This window comes from Mucilaginibacter polytrichastri, assembly GCF_001911425.1.
Taxonomy (GTDB): domain Bacteria; phylum Bacteroidota; class Bacteroidia; order Sphingobacteriales; family Sphingobacteriaceae; genus Mucilaginibacter; species Mucilaginibacter polytrichastri.
Genome location: NZ_MPPL01000001.1, coordinates 1,343,826 through 1,361,180 on the forward strand (window position 1 = coordinate 1,343,826; position 17,355 = coordinate 1,361,180).

Consider the following 17,355-nt stretch of genomic DNA (forward strand, 5'->3'; position numbering starts at 1 on the left):
CAATTTAGCGAAAAATATATATAAGTCCGTACGGTTAACGTACGGACTTTTTTTGTTTGTATGAGAAACGTATTGTATGAACCTTTATTTGCCCCACTCGGCAGGTGCCTCGCGCCATTTCTTTAAAATTTCCAGGTCGGCGGTTTTAATGTCGCCATGTTGCTCGGCATATTTTAAAAGCGCGCTGTAGTTTGATAGGGTAGAGAAGCGGCATTTGGCATTTTTAAAGTTCTCAACAGCGGCATCAAAACCATAGGTGAAAATAGCTGCAAGCCCGGCCACGTTGTAACCGGCTTCACGCAAGGCATCTACAGCCTGTAGGCTGCTTTTTCCGGTCGATATCAGGTCTTCAATTACCGCAACACGCTGGCCGGGTATTATTTCGCCTTCAATCATTTTGCCGGTGCCGTGCTCTTTTGGTTTGGCGCGCACATAAATAAATGGCAAGCCTAACTCCTGTGCTACCAAGGCGCCCTGTGGGATGCCTGCCGTTGCTACACCTGCAATACAATCAACAGAGCCAAACTCCTCCTGTACAAGCGCCGTTAATTGCTGGCGAATGTAGGTACGGATAGATGGGTGTGATAATGTAATGCGGTTATCGCAATAGATGGGAGACTTCCAACCAGATGCCCATGTAAAAGGATTATTAGGTTGTAATTTTATTGCTTTAATTTGCAGCAGAAATTCAGCTACCTGCTGTTCAATCTCAGTTTTATTAAACATGGCTCAAAACTACAGAATTTATATCAACGATAAGGCGATAATTATCACAGAATCTGCACCTGAAAATACTGCAGACAGCGATCAGATTGTTACACAGCAATTTGACTTTGCCAAAACTTATTACGAAGTGCTTAATTCGGCCAAACATACATTCTTTATAGTTACAGATGATGCAAAGGCTTTTCTGAAAAAGGTAATTAAAAGTGTGCCTTTAATTGAGGCTGCCGGTGGCTTGGTTAAGAATAAAAAAGGCGAATTCCTTTTTATTTATCGTAACGACAAATGGGATTTACCCAAAGGTAAACTCGAAAAAGGCGAAACCGTAAGGATGGGTGCCGTACGCGAGGTAGAGGAGGAGTGTGGTATTGCTGTTGATAAATCTGGTGCAAAGATTTGTAAAACTTACCATGCTTATGTAATTAAAGGCCAGGTGGTGATTAAAAAATCGCACTGGTATAAAATGAGATACAAGGGTAAAGGCAAGTTGGTACCCCAGTTAGAAGAGGGAATTACCGAAGCCCGCTGGTTCGATAAAAAAGATACTGCCGAGATACTGAAAAATACCTTCCCTTCAATTGTGGAAGTGATGATAGTAACTAAGCTGATTACAAACAGTCAAGAGCCGCTTTTGGGATAAACTTGCTGACGTCGCCGTTGTATTTCAAAATTTCGCGTACAATGGTTGAACTGATAGAGGAGTAACCCGGTTTGCTTACAATAAAAATACTTTCAATTTCGGGGGCCAGCGCATGATTCATTTGTGCGATGGCTTTTTCATATTCAAAATCCGACACGGTGCGGATGCCGCGGATCATATACTGGGCATTAATACTGCGGCAAAACTCAATGGTTAAACCTTCGTAAGCCACTATGTGGATCTTTGGCTCGTTATCGAATATGGCTCTCAGCATTTCTTCGCGTTTAGCCAAACTTAAAAAACCTTGTTTAGAGCTGTTGGCCCCAATGCCAATATATACTTTATCGAATAAGGGTAGCGAGCGCTCAACAATATCAACATGTGCTTTGGTAACGGGATCAAACGAACCGGGGAACAGGGCGATTTTCATAAAAGTATGTTTTAAGCAGGTATTAAATTATAACCGAAAGTACAGATATTCTTAGATTTTAAATGCTTCTGCAGGCCTACTTTAATTTTTGTATAAAGCCATAATGCTTAACTAACGACTTGCCATTCGGTACTTGATTAAAGGCCTGATATAAAATAAAAGCTTTGTTTTCATCAATGCCTTTAAATACTTTACCAATTACCTTTTGCATAGCATCATTCTCAGCTTTTAATGCAATGGTATCGGTAAGGTTAACACCCGATTTATATTTAACAATTGGAAAAATGCCTCTATATTTTGGATCAGCGAGCATTTGCGGGCTAATGGAAAAAATTTGCGGAATAGTTTTTACTTGAGTTAATACCAATGGCAAATGATACAATGTATTTGCTTCCTTAAGAACCTTTGTGTAAAAAACTTTCATCTCTGCATCTTTACTATACTTGAAATATGCTCCGCCAGGCATAGCGATCTCAGCGGTGGTGGATATAAGGTTAGTAGCGTCAATCAGATTTCCTTTTTTATAGGCATTTAGAGCTTCGGTATAATAATCGGGGGCGGTTTTACCCAATATATTATATTCGCCAATTTGCAAAATATTTAGCTTCCAACCATCACTGTATTTGCCATAAATAGCCATTACTAAAAAGTTAACAGGGATGTTCTTTGATATAATTAATGAAACATACATTTCCTCATTAAGAGCCAAATAGTTAATAACATAATCATTATCGGTCCCTTTAACAGCAGGAATTGTATTTGTAATCTTTGTTGTGGAATTTTTAGTGTAGTACTCGTCTAACAATTCATAATCTGTTGCCTTAAAAGCACCGCCGATATTATGAACAATAGTATCAACAGTTTTACCTGCTTTTTCTATTAAAACCGGAGACATTAATTGCCTTACTCCAGCAATATCCTGAGTCATGATGGCTTTAAAAAGCTTTTGGTCTATAACTGCGATTTCCTTTTTTACGTCAGGCGGAATATTGTCATTTTTCCAACTGCCTGAAGCACCTACGTGGCAGCTTTGTAATGCAAGCGTGAGAGCAGCTACACTTAAAAGGGTTGATAATAATTTTTTCATGAATGGGTAAGGTTGACGGCTGATTTTTATCGGTTATGTTTTTGTGAAGAATGAGAACGAGGAATGTCCATATCTTCTTTGCTCTGTGAAAGCAGGATGATTGCTCAGGTTTTGCATCGATTGATGTTCTACAATCAATAAGCCATCCGGTACTAAAAGGTTACGGTCGAACACCATGGTGGCTATCTCAGGGATGCGGCTGATATCGTAAGGAGGATCGGCAAAAATAATATCGTACTGGTCGGTTTCCTGCTCCAGGTATTTAAAAACATCTGCCTTAAGGGTTTTAATGTTATCCAGCTTATGTTGTTTGGCTGTATCGGTAACATATTTTACGCAGTGAAAGCTACGGTCTACACATAAAACAAATTCGGCATAACGCGATGCAAATTCGAAGCCCACATTCCCGGTACCGGTAAACAGATCAAGCACTTTAATGCCTTCCAGCTCTACCTGGTTTTGCAGGATGTTAAAGAGCGCTTCTTTGGCCATGTCGGTAGTGGGGCGTACCGGCAGGTTATTCGGCGGATTAAGTCGTAAACCTTTTAATTTACCACCAATTATGCGCATAAAGTTAAGGCTGTAAGCGAAAGCAACTGTTGCGGAGCAATACCATCCGGTAGTTGCTGTAATTGCTCAATAGGGTTAATGTCAATATTAGTGAAAAACTCGCTGAGGCTGCTCAGGTCTATATCAGCATCGCCACTTATTACCAGGCGAATATTTGCCGGGTTTAATTCCAGCTCGTTAGTGGTTAGTGCAGTAAAGTAAGCCAGTTCGGTAGGGGTGGTATATTTAAAGCTGTTATAAAACCTTAATTTACTGTCTTTATAGTAAGCAAAATGAACCTCATATGCCTGTATATCAATATATAGATCAGTAGCTGTCGGTTTTGTAGTTGTAATAGCCTGTAGCCAGCCTTTGTAAGCAAATAAAATTTGATGATAAGGGTATCTGGCTATTAAAACGGGCAAAATAGTATCACCGTCTTTAAACACAATCTGGTTATCTGCATCAAGTACCTGGCTGTAAATCTTATCCTCAACCCCGGCATCTAAAAAACGTGCGAAGTTAGGCAACTGGTCTTCTTTGTATAGTTGCTTAGGTACAATGTTGAAAACCGTAGGCGTAATACCGATAACCACATTTTGGTAATCTGTAGGACTAAGGAAATTTACAAAATCGGCCGGAGCAACAAGTTCGCTGTGCGGATAGCCGTTTCCCCAGGCAAGCAATGTGTTTTGGTAAACCACGGCAAACGAGAAATCGGTATCCCTGATCTGGATTAACAGGGTATAATCTTTAGCCTTTTCGGCGCTAAAATCATCACTAAAATACAGTTTAGAATGGCTGGTCATGCTGTGGGCAAATGTAGTATAAATTTACTTTAGTAAGTAGTTAGTAGTTTATGGTTCATAGATGATAGGTCATAGCCGCTCTTTCAAAGTGTGGTACCAGATTATTTATACTGTAAATGTTTTACTATAATCCATGAACTATCACCTATTAACTATTCATTATCTTTGTGCTAATCCAATTAACAAATCGTCAAATCAACCAATCATCAAATTAAGTAAATGTCTGCTGTTGATTATATTGTTAAAGCATTTCCACACCAGCCTACAGAGCAGCAGGCCGAACTATTTTTAAAGCTCGACAGCTTTTTACAAAGTAATACCGGTTACGATTGCTTTATTTTAAAAGGGTATGCAGGTACGGGTAAAACCACCATTGTAAGCGCGTTGGTAAAGGCATTGAAATATTATAACCTTAAATCGGTTTTAATGGCACCTACGGGCAGGGCGGCCAAGGTAATTACCAGTTACTCCGACCGGAAGGCTTTTACTATTCACAAAAAGATCTATCGTAAAAAATCGGCCATGAATATTGACGAGGGCTTTGCGCCCGCGCCCAATATGGTCGAAGATACCCTGTTTATTGTGGATGAGGCCTCGATGATCTCGGACGAAATGGGGGGCGTAAGCCATAGTACCCTATTACATGACCTGGTTGAATTTGTTTATAATAACCAAAACTGCAAACTGCTGTTGGTGGGTGATACCGCCCAGTTGCCCCCCGTAGGTTCTGAGTATAGCCCCGCGTTGGATGCTAAACTGATGAAGGATAACTACGGACTGGAGATTTCCAGCTTTGAGTTAACCGATGTACTGAGGCAGCAGAAAAAGTCGGGGATCTTGTACAATGTAACTGGCATCCGCGATATTATTCGCCAGGGGCAGGAGATGTTTCCGCAGATCACTACTAAGGGCTTTAAAGACGTTTACCGTATGACGGGTGAACGCCTGGAAGAGGGCCTGGAGTACGCCTATCGCAAATATGGAAAAGAGAATACGCTGATCATCTGCCGGTCGAATAAAAATGCAAACCTGTATAATCAGCAAATCCGTAACCGGATACTGTATCGGGAAGAAGAACTTACCGGGGGCGATCAGATTATGGTAGTGCGCAATAATTATTTCTGGCTGCAGGATAAGGAAGACGATAGTACCGGTTTTATTGCCAATGGCGATATGGCCGTAATTAAACGCGTGCGCCGCACCGAAGAAATGTATGGCTTCAGGTTTGCCGATGTACAGCTGCAATTTTTAGATTATACCGAAGAGCGCACCATGGAATGCAAAGTTTTGTTGGATACGTTGACTGCCGAGTCGCCCGCGCTCTCGTCAACAGATCAGAAGCAGTTTTATACCGAGGTGATGAAGGACTACGAACACATCCTGAACCGCCGCGCCAAGCAAAACGAATTGAAGCTGAATCCATATTATAACGCTCTTCAAATTAAATTCTCGTACGCGGTAACCTGCCACAAAGCGCAGGGTGGCCAATGGGATGCCGTTTTTGTAGATCAGGGATATTTAACCGATGAAATGGTGAACACTGATTTTCTCCGCTGGCTGTACACCGCTTGTACCCGTGCCCGGCAGGAGTTGTTTTTGGTGAACTTTAGTGAGAAGTTTTATGCTGAAAAGAGTGAGTAGTTGATTGAGTGAGTGGTTGATTGAGTTGAAAACTCTCCACCCGTCATGCTGAACTTGTTTCAGCACCCCACAGGGCAGGTCTTAAACTTTCTACATCTCAGACTTAGCATGTGGGATCCCGAAACAAGTTCTGGATGACGCGGGTCTACACCGCCTGCGGCAGCCTGATCTTAAACGACGACCCCTGCTTCTCCTCACTCTGCACTTCAATCTGCCCATGATGCTTTTCTACAATCTGGCGTACAATACTTAGGCCCAGGCCGGTTGATTGTTCACCGCGAATACCCTGGCGGCCGGCTTTTGAGAAACGCTCGAAAATATGTGGCAGCATTTCTTTAGGGATACCCAGGCCATAATCTTTTACTTCTATATGAATACCGTCTTTATTTTGGGTTACATTAACCTCAACCTTGTCTGTTTCTTTCGAAAACTTGATGGCATTGCTAATGAGGTTATCAATAACCCGCTGAAACTTTTCTACGTTAATAGCGGCAAATATCTCAGGCTGGTTGCTGGTTAAAATGATTTCGTTCTTTACATTCTCCCTAAATTTCCACATCTCAATCACATTTTTCAGCAATTGGTTCAACTCCAGTCGCTGGGTTTCAATGATGTTGCTGTTATCATTGCGGGCAACCTCCAGCAGGTCATTAATGATAGACATTGCCTTAACACACGATGCTTTGATCATATACACATTGTCGGCAGTATCCTCATCCATCTCATCCAGTTCCATAATTAGTGTGATGGATTCAATAGCGCCAATAGGGTTACGTAAATCATGAGCTACCATACCCAGTACTTCGTTTTTAAACGCGCTGGCTTTTTCTATCTCTGCATTTTTTTCCTTGATCTCATTCAGCTGCAAATAATGCATGGCCCTGAATGAGTAGGCATACCTCGACATAAAGAAAAAACCGGCCAGTAAAAATGCCGAGATCAGTTGATTGTACAGTATTTCAGTACCGTCAATATTGCAGTAAAATAAAGCGGCTGTAAAAATAATTTCGGTAATAATGGTAAGCATCAGCGTGTCTTCATACTCAAATAAAAACACCATGCTAACCATAAAAATGGCTACCAGGTAAAGTATAAGGCTGTTTCGTGGGTCGTGTGTGGAAATAATGCTCGATGCCAGGCCGCCGGTAATTAAGTATATCGTAAACAAAAGCACTAATAAAGAAACGCCTTTACTTGGCTTTTTTGTTCGCTTAAATAAATTAATCTGGTGATTGGCAATGAGAATAAAGAAAGGAGTAATGCCAATAAATATCCAGTTGGTAATATTAAACTCCGGGAAATTTTGTGCGTGGGTTAATCCTTCAGACAAAAAAGTGTAAAACAACCTTAAAATTACATTAAGCGCAAAAAATATAATTGCTGCAATATGCACAGCTTTCAAATTTTGCATCATGTAATACTTACGATACCCGGTACGGTATTTTGCGGGTATGCTTCTGAAAAAATAAGTTTCCAAGGTATTGATCTGATTACTCAAAATTATCAAAATATTTCGGTAATCAGGGTAGTGAGTAGTTGATTGGGAGAATGGTTGTAATCTTTCCACCCGTCATGCCGAATTTTTTTCGGCAACCCACATGCTAAGTTTAATAGCTTGGTTTATACCTGTCCTGTGGGTTCCTGAAACAAGTTCAGGATAACGTGCGGATTAATCAATCAGTGTCTTTGATTTCTCTCCACCAATCCCAAAGAAATATGCAATAATGCAAACAATTAATACGAGGAAAGCGATTATTGACAATGCGATTTTTTTCATAGCTGATGTATTACATATAATATACGCCTCAATTGCTTTTATTGTTTGTAACAAAAGCATAGGGGTAGACAAAATGTCGCTTTAAACTATTTCTGGCTGCCATTTTATCACTTTTGAATAACTGGCAGGTAAATTGAACCACTTGTAATATGAATTTTAACAACTATACTATAAAAGCACAGGAAGCCATCCAAAAGGCTTCAGAAATTGCAACTGCCAATCAGCAGCAGGCCATTGAAAATGCGCACCTGCTTAAGGGTTTGTTACTGGCTGATGAAAACGTTGTATCATACCTGTTAAAGAAATTAAATGTAAACGTTACCCGCCTTAACGATATTTTGGATAAGCAAATTGCATCCTATCCAAAGGTGAGTGGCAGCGAAATATACTTGTCGTCAAATACCAATTCCGCACTGCAAAAAGCGCAGAGCTACCTTAAAGAATTTAAGGACGAGTTTATATCTGTAGAGCACTTATTGCTTGGTATCCTGTCTGTAAATGACCCGGCCGGTAATGCACTTAAAGATGCTGGCGTTAATGAAAAAGACCTTAAAAAAGCAATTATAGCACTGCGCGGCGATAATAAAGTGACCGATCAAAATGCCGAAGCCACTTATAACGCTTTGAACAAATATGCCCGTAATCTGAATGACTATGCCGAATCGGGTAAGTTAGACCCGGTTATTGGCCGTGACGAAGAGATTCGTCGTGTGATCCAGATCTTATCGCGCCGTACCAAAAATAACCCGGTGCTGGTTGGCGAACCAGGCGTTGGTAAAACAGCCATTGCAGAAGGTATCGCTTTCAGGATCATTAAAGGCGATGTGCCCGAGAACCTGAAAACCAAAACAGTTTATTCGCTGGATATGGGGGCGCTGGTTGCAGGTGCCAAATACAAAGGTGAATTTGAAGAACGCCTTAAAGCGGTTATTAAAGAAGTTACCCAAAGCGATAGCGAGATCATTTTGTTTATTGATGAGATCCATACGCTGGTAGGTGCAGGTGGTGGCGAAGGTGCCATGGATGCCGCAAACATCCTGAAACCAGCCCTGGCCCGTGGCGAATTAAGGGCCATTGGTGCAACCACGCTTAACGAGTACCAAAAATATATAGAAAAAGATAAAGCGCTTGAACGTCGTTTTCAACGCGTACAGGTTGACGAGCCGGATGCAGCCGATGCCATTTCGATCCTTCGTGGATTGAAGGAACGTTACGAAACCCACCACAAGGTGAGGATTCTGGACGAGGCTATTATTGCTTCGGTAGAAATGTCGCAGCGTTATATTGCCGATCGGTTTTTACCGGATAAGGCCATCGATTTAATGGACGAGGCTGCTTCTAAATTACGTTTAGAGATGGACTCGGTACCAGAAGCTGTTGATGAGTTAGAGCGTCGCATTATGCAGCTGGAAATTGAGCGCGAAGCCATAAAACGCGAAAACGGTGACCGTAAGGTTAAAGAGTTGAGCGAAGAGATTGCCAATCTATCTGCCGACCGCGACCAATTACGCGCCAAATGGCAAAGTGAAAAAGATTTGGTTGATGGTATTAACTCCAAAATAGAGCAAATAGAAAACTATAAGCTCGAAGCAGAACAAGCCGAACGTGCCGGTGATTATGGCAAGGTGGCAGAAATTCGCTACGGCCGTATCCGTGAAGCGCAGGAGGAAGTTGATAAGCTGAAAGCTGCACTGCTGGAAAACCAGTCTACCAGCCGGATGCTGAAAGAAGAAGTTACCGCCGATGATATTGCCGGTGTGGTTGCCCGCTGGACAGGCATCCCCGTAAGTAAAATGGTGCAGAGCGAACGCGAAAAGTTATTGAGCCTGGAAGACGAACTGCACAAACGCGTAGCAGGGCAGGAGGAAGCTATTGAAGCCATCAGCGATGCTATACGCCGCAGCCGTGCAGGTTTGCAGGACAAACGCAAGCCAATCGGGTCGTTCATTTTCTTAGGTACTACCGGTGTTGGTAAAACCGAGCTGGCTAAGGCTTTGGCCGAGTACCTGTTTAACGACGAGCAGTCGATGATTCGGATTGATATGTCTGAATACCAGGAACGACATGCCGTGGCGCGACTAATCGGAGCGCCTCCGGGCTATGTTGGATATGATGAAGGCGGACAATTAACCGAAGCCGTTCGTCGTAAACCATACAGTGTGATTTTGCTAGATGAGATAGAAAAAGCACACCCGGACGTATTTAACATTCTGTTGCAGGTATTGGATGATGGCCGTTTAACCGATAATAAAGGCCGCGTGGTAAACTTTAAAAATACCATCGTGATCATGACGTCTAACATCGGGTCGAACATTATCCAGGAGAACTTTGAAACCTATAATGAGAACGATAAGGACGAGATCATAGCACGCACTAAAACCCAGTTATTTGATCTGTTGAAACGTACCATCCGCCCCGAGTTTTTAAACCGGATAGATGAGATCATTATGTTTACCCCGCTTGGCCGCGGTGAGATTGGTGCCATTGTAAAACTGCAGTTTAAACAACTACAGGATACGTTACAAGAAATGGGCATTACCATGGAAGCCAGCGACGAAGCCCTGGACTGGCTTGCCCAGTTGGGTTACGACCCGCAATATGGTGCCCGCCCGTTAAAACGTGTGATTCAGAAAAAGATCCTGAATGAGTTGTCTAAACAGATACTGGCAGGTACGATAAACAGGGATAGCAAAATAAAACTGGATATGTTCGACAATCAGTTTGTGTTCCTGAACGAATAATATAGGTTCATTAGTTCACTCTCCGTTAGCTTATTGGCTGGCAGTAATGTGTGGTTGATTTGTGATTTGATTGATTAGTGATGAAGGAGCCGGTTAATAGCTAACGGAATAAGTGAATTAATGAATAAAAAGCATCTGCTGAAAAGTGGGTGCTTTTTGTTTTGCAGTAAATGCTGAGATTTATATCATCCGTCATGCCGAACTTGTTTCGACAACTCACTTGCTAAGCGAACTATGCAAAGTATATACCTGTCCTGTGGGGTGCTGAAACAAGTTCAGCATGGCGTTCAGGGATAATAACTAAAACTTCCTCAGCCAGGCCACCACATATCCAATCAACTCCTTATTATAGGCGCCCCAGTTATTAAAAGTTTCGGTACTTGGCCAAAATGAGTAAACAGTAAATTTGCCGAAACCTGCTATATAGTTACAAGTGTAGGGTACAGTTTCCAAGCCTGCTTTCTTGAAAATAAGTTGCGAACGCCGCATATGGAAAGCCGATGTGACCAGCAGATATGGAGGTGCTAAATGCCGGGCCAGTAAAAGCTTTTTAGTAAATACGGCATTCTCAATCGTATTGCGCGATTTGTTTTCTATCAGTACGCTGCTGTCAGGCAGGTTAAATTGTTTTAGTTGGGTTTGCACCCAATCGCCTTCAGAAAAGCCGTCGGGGTCTAATGCGCCATTACCGCTGGTTATTAATATGTGCGATGCCTGCCCGGTGGCATGTAACTTCAAACCCTGTATAAATCGGTCTGATGCGCCGTTAAACATCCCTGTACTATCTGCTTTTTCTGATGAGAATCCGCCCAAAACAATAACACAACTATAGGTTGCCTCCTTGTTTAATTTGGCAGGTGGGTAATCCCACAGTTGGGCGTATTTATCCAACAAAAATGGCATCGAGAAAATGTAGAATACTACCAAACCAAATATCAGTAGCCGCTGCTTTCTGTGTTGGTTTTTAGAAAATATTGCAAAAATAAAAATGACAAATAACCAGGTGATCGGAAAAAGCAGGAATAAGAGTACTTTGGATAAGATGAACATACTTCAATTACGGCGTTGGCTTTTCATTGGTTGCCATAGCATTGCCTATACGTTTTATGCGCATGGTGTAATGCATTTTATCAGTATCGCCAAGTTTTAATACAGGCATATGGTCGGTATTCTGGAATTTAACCACCGGCATATTGCTTTTAAAAGTATCTGTAGTTAAAAACTGCAACTGGTTGTTTGGCAATAATTGTAGCGGGGTTAGCTGTGTATATGGATTAATTTTAGGTTGCATGAAGTTGAACGAAGTATCAGCCTTAAACTGCTTCAACTTGTTCGATAAATTTATCGATGTATCTAAAGAAGCTAACCCGTAGCTGTTGAAACTTTGCGCTTTGGCAAAACTACCCAGGGCAATTAGGAATGCTGCTGTAATAAGTGATCTCTTCATGGCTTATTAATGTGACAATCAAATTTAATAATTTAATTTGTTAAAGAATCAAATCAACAAATTAGCCTTTTAGTGGTTTATATATTAAGCGCATGCAACTAAACTGTATGCCCACTTAACATCACCACCATGAAAAATTATGAAACCTTAGTGGATGCCACTAATGACCTGTTACAGAGAGGATATACTGCAAACTTAAGTTTCGAGGATGGCACAGACAGCATCCAGGACAAATCGCAAAATGTACAGCTTACTGCCGAAGATTTTGAGGTAGATGAGTTCTACCGTTTCGAAGGTGCAAGTAACCCGTCAGATATGTCTATCGTTTACGCCATATCATCAACAAAATACAATCTTAAAGGCGTATTGGTAGATGCCTATGGTACTTATGCCAATACCAGTTCATCGGCCATAGAGGCTAAGCTGCACCATAACCAGGTAAGTAGTAACCTGCATGGCGAAGATCGCCCTACGGCATCAAATTGATATCCAACTACATCCCCTTGTTTAGGCGAGGGGATGTAAATAGCCCAGCAATTTTTGTCCCTTGCTTTGTATGGCTGCACTGCCATTACGCATTAGGTATGCCAATTGGGCCGACAACTCTTCGGCAACCCAAGGGTAACGATGGCGCATATTAAACAGGGCTTCTGTAGCAAATGATTTTACGGCCACCAACACTTTTGGGTCAATCACCCATTCAAAACATTGGTTTATTACCGGTTCCATGTCAATTTCAAGCAAATGCTGTTTTATAATAGGTAAGGCATTTGGTGCAGTAATATGCATGGCTATTTTGGCATAATGGCGTTTGCAGCTGCCATGGTGTATTTGAGGGAAACATGTAACCAGGTATTCGAGGTCGGCAAGGTAAAAGCCGGGGTGTTTTAAGAAAACATTTTCAAGCAGCCATGCTGCTCTAAAAGCTATCTTTTTATTGTCATAAAATGTAAGTTCTATCAGGTCTCGCAATTTAAAATTCTTATGTTGCACCATACCTGTTAATTCAAGCACTTTGGTTTTATCCATAGTTGCATTAATCTGCTCTAAGAGTTGATTTTTAGTAAGCATTGCGATAAACAGGAAGTGGGTTTTAAAGGTTGTTATTTGTACGTACCTGTTAAATTAAGGTTACAAAAATAGACTTTAGCCGCCCGCTATCCTTAATCGATAGGCTTGTTTTAAGGTAAAAATTATACATTTGCTCCATATATAATACTTTAATACATGGTTAAATTTAACCGTTTTACACTAAATAACGGCCTTCGCGTGCTTGTGCACGAAGATAATACAACACCCATGGCGGTGGTTAATATATTGTACGATGTAGGTGCCCGCGATGAAGATGAATCGCAAACCGGTTTTGCGCATTTATTTGAGCACCTGATGTTTGGCGGTTCGGTAAATATACCAACCTACGATGAGCCCCTGCAGCGTGTAGGCGGCGAAAACAATGCCTTTACCAGTAACGATATTACCAATTACTACGTTACCCTGCCTGCCGTAAACCTCGAAACTGCCTTTTGGCTCGAGAGCGACCGCATGCTGAGCCTGGCCTTTAGCGAAAAAAGCCTGGAGGTACAGCGCAACGTGGTAATGGAAGAGTTTAAGCAACGCTACCTTAACCAGCCTTATGGCGATGTTTGGCTGCGTTTACGCCCAATGGTTTACAAGCAGCATCCATACCGCTGGGCAACCATAGGTAAAGAACTTTCGCATATCGAAAATGCGCACATTGATGATGTAAAAGCATTTTTTAAAAAGCATTATAACCCACAAAATGCCATTATGGTTGTAGGTGGGGATGTTAAGGCCGAAGACATAAAAGTATTGGCCGAAAAATGGTTTGGACCGATACCCGCAGGCGAAAAGTATGTACGTAACCTGCCGCAGGAACCGGAGCAACACGAAGAGCGCCATGAATCTGTAACCGCCAAAGTGCCCTTGAACGATGTTTATATTGCCTTTCAGGCACCGGGCAGGATGGAAGACGGTTACTATGCTGTTGATTTGATGGGTGATGTGCTTTCGCGCGGTAACTCTTCGCGTTTGTACCGTAGTTTGGTTAAAGACCAGCAGTTGTTTAGCGAGATACATGCCTACATGACCGGTAGTTTTGACACCGGTATGTTTGTGGTAGAAGGCAAGCCATTGGAAACTGTAAGCATTGAGCAGGCCGAGGCCGCCATATGGCAGCAACTGGAACTGCTGAAGCAAGCCGATGTGCCTGCCGATGAGCTTACCAAGGTGAAAAACAAAACCGAGTCGACGTTGATGTTTTCAGAAATGTCGCTACTGGATAAGGCCATGAACCTGGCTTATTATGAGCTATTGGGCGATGCCGAATTGCTAAACAGCGAAGCAGATAATTATTTAAAAATCACTGCAGCACAAATCAGGGAGCAGGCCAACCGCATTTTCCGTAAGGATAATTCGTCGACACTGATATACCTGGCCGAGCAAAACGCAGCAGAAGAAATAGAAACTGAATAAATCAGTATTTAAATGTTAGACAGAACCTTAGCGCCAAATTTTGGCGCAATTGAACATATTAAGTTAGTGGAGCCAGAGCATATTAAATTGCCAAACGGCTGCAGCCTGTACTACTTTAACTCTGGTGAGCAGGACCTGGTTCGGATAGAATGGGTGTTTGGTAACCTGCGTTTTAACCCCGATAAGCCTTTGCTTAACAGTGCAGTGGTAACTATGCTTACCGAAGGTACAGGCAGTTTATCAGCATCGCAAATAGCCGATAAGGTTGATTTTTATGGTGCTTTTTTGCAGGCTGAGTACGGGTTCGACCATTCTGTGGTAACCCTATACAGCCTGAGCAAGCACCTGGAAAACACCCTGCCTGTTATTAAAGATATTATTACAGATTCGGTGTTCCCGGAGAGTGAGCTGCAAACCTATGTGCGTAACCAGCAGCAAAAGTTGCAGGTTAGCCTGCAAAAAAACGATGTACTGGCGCGCCGTGCATTTAATAAAGCCATGAACGGCGATTCGCTGTATGGACTTGCGGCCGATGCTACCGATTTTCAACAATTGCAACGGGCAGATATGCTGGCACATTTTAAGCAAATGTATCAGCCATCCAACTGTACTATATTTTTAGCCGGTAAAATTGATGAAGAAATTTTAAAACTCATCACAGATACTTTTGGTAAAAACTGGCAGAATGGCCCCGAAACTGCTGATACCACTCAACCTGCATTAAAACAGGCGGACGAGCATTTTTACTACATTGAAAAACCCGATGCTATACAATCGGCTATCCGGATAGGCACGCGCATTATTAACCGTTCGCACCCCGATTTTCCGGCTTTGCAGGTATTGAATACTATTTTAGGTGGTTACTTCGGTTCGAGGCTCATGGCTAATATCCGCGAGGATAAAGGGTATACGTATGGTATTGGCTCGGGTGTTAGCTCACTTAAACATGGGGGAGCACTATTTATCGCTACCGAGGTAGGGGCTGATGTATGCCGGGATGCAGTAAGCGAAATTGAAAAAGAAATTAACCGCCTTAAAACAGAACTGGTACCGCAGGATGAATTGGAACTGGTGCGCAATTACATGCTGGGCTCGCTTTTAGGCAGCCTTGAAAATGTTTTTTCGCATGCAGATAAATTCAAGAACGTGTACTTTTCTGAACTCGATTACACTTACTATGACCGCTATACCAGCATCATTAAAGCTGTAACAGCCCAGGATTTGATGGATTTGGCCAATAAATACCTCGACTTTGACAAGATGTATAAGGTGATTGTTGGGAAATATTAAACCCATTTGGGCTGTTTTTTCATTCTAAACGCAGTGAAGAATCTTTTTCGATTTGCATGATACGAAAGCATGTCGAAGAAGATATTTCGCTTCGCTATAACATGACAAATTAGGTTAAAACGTACGTTACCAAATTGTAATTTAAATGCTATATAATTGTACTTAGCTACTATTTCATAAATCGGATATCCAAAATCCGAAATAATTGCTACCTTTGCCCGGCAAGTAATCAATCCCAAAAATATTATTTGCCATGCTCGATTCCTCTAAATTTATTGCCGAAGGTTTAACATATGATGATGTATTGCTGATACCTGCATACTCAGAAGTTTTACCCCGCGATGTTGATACAAGCTCATATTTAACCCGTACCATTAAAATTAACGTACCTATTGTTTCTGCAGCAATGGATACTGTTACCGGTTCGCAATTGGCTATTGCTATTGCGCAGGCTGGTGGTATAGGTATACTGCACAAAAACATGAGCATACAGGCCCAGGCCGATGAAGTGCGCCGTGTTAAACGCTCTGAAAGTGGAATGATCCAAGACCCTGTTACCCTGCAGGAGGATGCACTGATTGGTGATGCTGTTAAAATAATGCGCGAGTACAGGGTAGGTGGTATCCCTATTGTTAGTGCAGACAATACATTGGTAGGTATCATTACCAACCGCGATCTTCGTTTCCAAAAGGATATGACCATCCCGGTTAATGACGTGATGACCAAAACTAACCTTATTGTTGCCCCACAGGGAACAGACCTGGTACAGGCCGAAGAAATTCTACAAAACCATAAAATAGAAAAACTGCTGGTTGTAGATAAAGATTACAAACTGGTAGGGCTCATCACTTTTAAAGATATCCAGAAATTTAAAAACTACCCTAAAGCCTGTAAAGACGAACATGGCCGCCTGCGTGTAGGCGCTGCTGTTGGTGTATCGGGCGATAATATTGACCGTGTAAAAGCCCTGGTTGCAGCAGGTGTTGATGTTATTACTATTGATACCGCCCATGGCCACTCTAAAGGTGTGATCGATATGGTAAAGGCAACCAAGCAATTGTTTCCCAATTTGCAGATTATTGCCGGTAATATTGCCACTGCCGAAGCTGCCCGTGCCCTGGCTGATGCCGGTGCCGATGCGGTTAAAGTAGGTATTGGCCCAGGTTCTATCTGTACTACCCGTATTGTGGCTGGTGTAGGTGTACCACAATTATATGCAGTTTATGAGTGCGCACAAGCCCTTAAAGGTACAGGTATACCTGTTATTGCCGATGGTGGTATTAAACAAACCGGCGATATTGTAAAAGCTATTGCAGCAGGTGCAAGCTCTATTATGGCAGGTTCGCTATTTGCCGGTGTAGAAGAATCACCTGGCGAAACCATTATTTACGAAGGCCGTAAATTTAAATCGTACCGCGGCATGGGCTCGGTTGATGCCATGCAGGAAGGTTCGAAAGACCGTTACTTCCAGGATGAAACCGATGTGGTAACCAAATTAGTGCCCGAAGGTATTGTAGGCCGTGTGCCTTATAAAGGTACCCTTGCCGAGGTGATCTACCAATATGTAGGTGGTTTACGTGCAGGTATGCATTACTGTGGTTCTACCAATATTGCTCAATTGCAGGATGCCAAATTTGTACGCATCACCGCAGCCGGTATGCGCGAATCGCACCCGCACGATATCACCATTACCAAAGAATCTCCGAATTATACAAGATAATTGGTTGT

16 protein-coding genes are annotated in these 17,355 nt (G+C 42.2%); 7 read left to right on the forward strand and 9 right to left on the reverse strand.

The genetic code is table 11. From position 1 onward, the window contains the following. Positions 1 to 84: 84 nt before the first annotated feature. Positions 85 to 726, reverse strand: a complete 642-nt coding sequence (pyrE, locus tag RG47T_RS05915) for an orotate phosphoribosyltransferase (protein ID WP_074488565.1) — start codon at positions 724 to 726, stop codon at positions 85 to 87. Between pyrE and RG47T_RS05920 the strand changes: the two genes are divergently transcribed. Continuing rightward, positions 725 to 1,363, forward strand: coding sequence for an NUDIX hydrolase (locus RG47T_RS05920; protein WP_074488566.1), 639 nt, complete (start codon positions 725 to 727; stop codon positions 1,361 to 1,363). The genes pyrE and RG47T_RS05920 overlap by 2 nt on opposite strands. Here the strand turns inward: RG47T_RS05920 and coaD are convergent. From coaD to RG47T_RS05940, 4 genes are all read right to left on the reverse strand, one after another. Next, on the reverse strand, positions 1,332 to 1,793 hold the full coding sequence (coaD, locus tag RG47T_RS05925; protein WP_074488567.1) for a pantetheine-phosphate adenylyltransferase: 462 nt from the start codon (positions 1,791 to 1,793) through the stop codon (positions 1,332 to 1,334). The two genes, RG47T_RS05920 and coaD, sit on opposite strands and share 32 nt — an antisense overlap. A gap of 76 nt (positions 1,794 to 1,869) precedes the next feature. Then, a complete protein-coding gene (locus RG47T_RS05930) occupies positions 1,870 to 2,880 on the reverse strand; it encodes a hypothetical protein (RefSeq protein ID WP_074488568.1) in 1,011 nt (336 codons plus the stop codon). Between the two features lie 33 nt (positions 2,881 to 2,913). Then, a complete protein-coding gene (gene rsmD / locus RG47T_RS05935) occupies positions 2,914 to 3,450 on the reverse strand; it encodes a 16S rRNA (guanine(966)-N(2))-methyltransferase RsmD (protein WP_074488569.1) in 537 nt (178 codons plus the stop codon). After that, a complete protein-coding gene (locus tag RG47T_RS05940; RefSeq protein WP_074488570.1) occupies positions 3,441 to 4,238 on the reverse strand; it encodes a DUF3822 family protein in 798 nt (265 codons plus the stop codon). The genes rsmD and RG47T_RS05940 overlap by 10 nt, the downstream gene beginning before the upstream one ends. 219 nt (positions 4,239 to 4,457) lie before the next feature. Between RG47T_RS05940 and RG47T_RS05945 the strand changes: the two genes are divergently transcribed. Continuing rightward, positions 4,458 to 5,879 carry an ATP-dependent DNA helicase gene (locus RG47T_RS05945; RefSeq protein ID WP_074488571.1) on the forward strand — a complete coding sequence of 474 codons (1,422 nt, stop codon included), beginning with the start codon at positions 4,458 to 4,460 and terminating at the stop codon, positions 5,877 to 5,879. Positions 5,880 to 6,024: 145 nt separating this feature from the next. On the opposite strand, the gene RG47T_RS05950 is transcribed toward RG47T_RS05945, so the two are convergent. Further along, complete coding sequence (locus tag RG47T_RS05950; protein ID WP_171972485.1) at positions 6,025 to 7,356, reverse strand: ATP-binding protein; 1,332 nt, start codon at positions 7,354 to 7,356, stop codon at positions 6,025 to 6,027. A 449-nt stretch (positions 7,357 to 7,805) separates the two neighbouring features. Here RG47T_RS05950 and clpB point away from each other — a divergent pair, with 449 nt between their 5' ends. Beyond that, positions 7,806 to 10,397, forward strand: coding sequence for an ATP-dependent chaperone ClpB (gene clpB, locus RG47T_RS05955; RefSeq protein WP_074488573.1), 2,592 nt, complete (start codon positions 7,806 to 7,808; stop codon positions 10,395 to 10,397). Positions 10,398 to 10,697: 300 nt separating this feature from the next. Here the strand turns inward: clpB and RG47T_RS05960 are convergent, their stop codons facing one another. Continuing rightward, the gene (locus tag RG47T_RS05960) at positions 10,698 to 11,447 is read right to left on the reverse strand and encodes a YdcF family protein (protein ID WP_074488574.1); all 750 of its coding nucleotides are present in this window, start codon (positions 11,445 to 11,447) and stop codon (positions 10,698 to 10,700) included. A gap of 7 nt (positions 11,448 to 11,454) precedes the next feature. Further along, positions 11,455 to 11,844 carry a hypothetical protein gene (locus RG47T_RS05965; RefSeq protein ID WP_074488575.1) on the reverse strand — a complete coding sequence of 130 codons (390 nt, stop codon included), beginning with the start codon at positions 11,842 to 11,844 and terminating at the stop codon, positions 11,455 to 11,457. A 129-nt stretch (positions 11,845 to 11,973) separates the two neighbouring features. Here RG47T_RS05965 and RG47T_RS05970 point away from each other — a divergent pair, with 129 nt between their 5' ends. Further along, positions 11,974 to 12,330, forward strand: a complete 357-nt coding sequence (locus RG47T_RS05970; RefSeq protein WP_074488576.1) for a phosphoribosylpyrophosphate synthetase — start codon at positions 11,974 to 11,976, stop codon at positions 12,328 to 12,330. A 21-nt stretch (positions 12,331 to 12,351) separates the two neighbouring features. Here RG47T_RS05970 and RG47T_RS26635 read toward each other — a convergent pair whose 3' ends face one another. After that, positions 12,352 to 12,915: a HEAT-like fold family protein gene (locus tag RG47T_RS26635; protein ID WP_074488577.1), complete on the reverse strand. Its 564-nt coding sequence runs from the start codon at positions 12,913 to 12,915 to the stop codon at positions 12,352 to 12,354. Positions 12,916 to 13,071: 156 nt separating this feature from the next. Here RG47T_RS26635 and RG47T_RS05980 point away from each other — a divergent pair, with 156 nt between their 5' ends. The 3 genes from RG47T_RS05980 (at position 13,072) to guaB (ending at position 17,347) form a co-directional block, all read left to right on the forward strand. Further along, the gene (locus tag RG47T_RS05980; protein WP_074488578.1) at positions 13,072 to 14,337 is read left to right on the forward strand and encodes a M16 family metallopeptidase; all 1,266 of its coding nucleotides are present in this window, start codon (positions 13,072 to 13,074) and stop codon (positions 14,335 to 14,337) included. A gap of 12 nt (positions 14,338 to 14,349) precedes the next feature. Beyond that, positions 14,350 to 15,627 (forward strand): M16 family metallopeptidase, encoded by a 1,278-nt coding sequence (locus tag RG47T_RS05985; RefSeq protein ID WP_074488579.1) that lies wholly within the window; start codon positions 14,350 to 14,352, stop codon positions 15,625 to 15,627. A 253-nt stretch (positions 15,628 to 15,880) separates the two neighbouring features. Continuing rightward, positions 15,881 to 17,347 carry an IMP dehydrogenase gene (gene guaB / locus RG47T_RS05990; RefSeq protein WP_074488580.1) on the forward strand — a complete coding sequence of 489 codons (1,467 nt, stop codon included), beginning with the start codon at positions 15,881 to 15,883 and terminating at the stop codon, positions 17,345 to 17,347. Positions 17,348 to 17,355 lie beyond the last annotated feature (8 nt).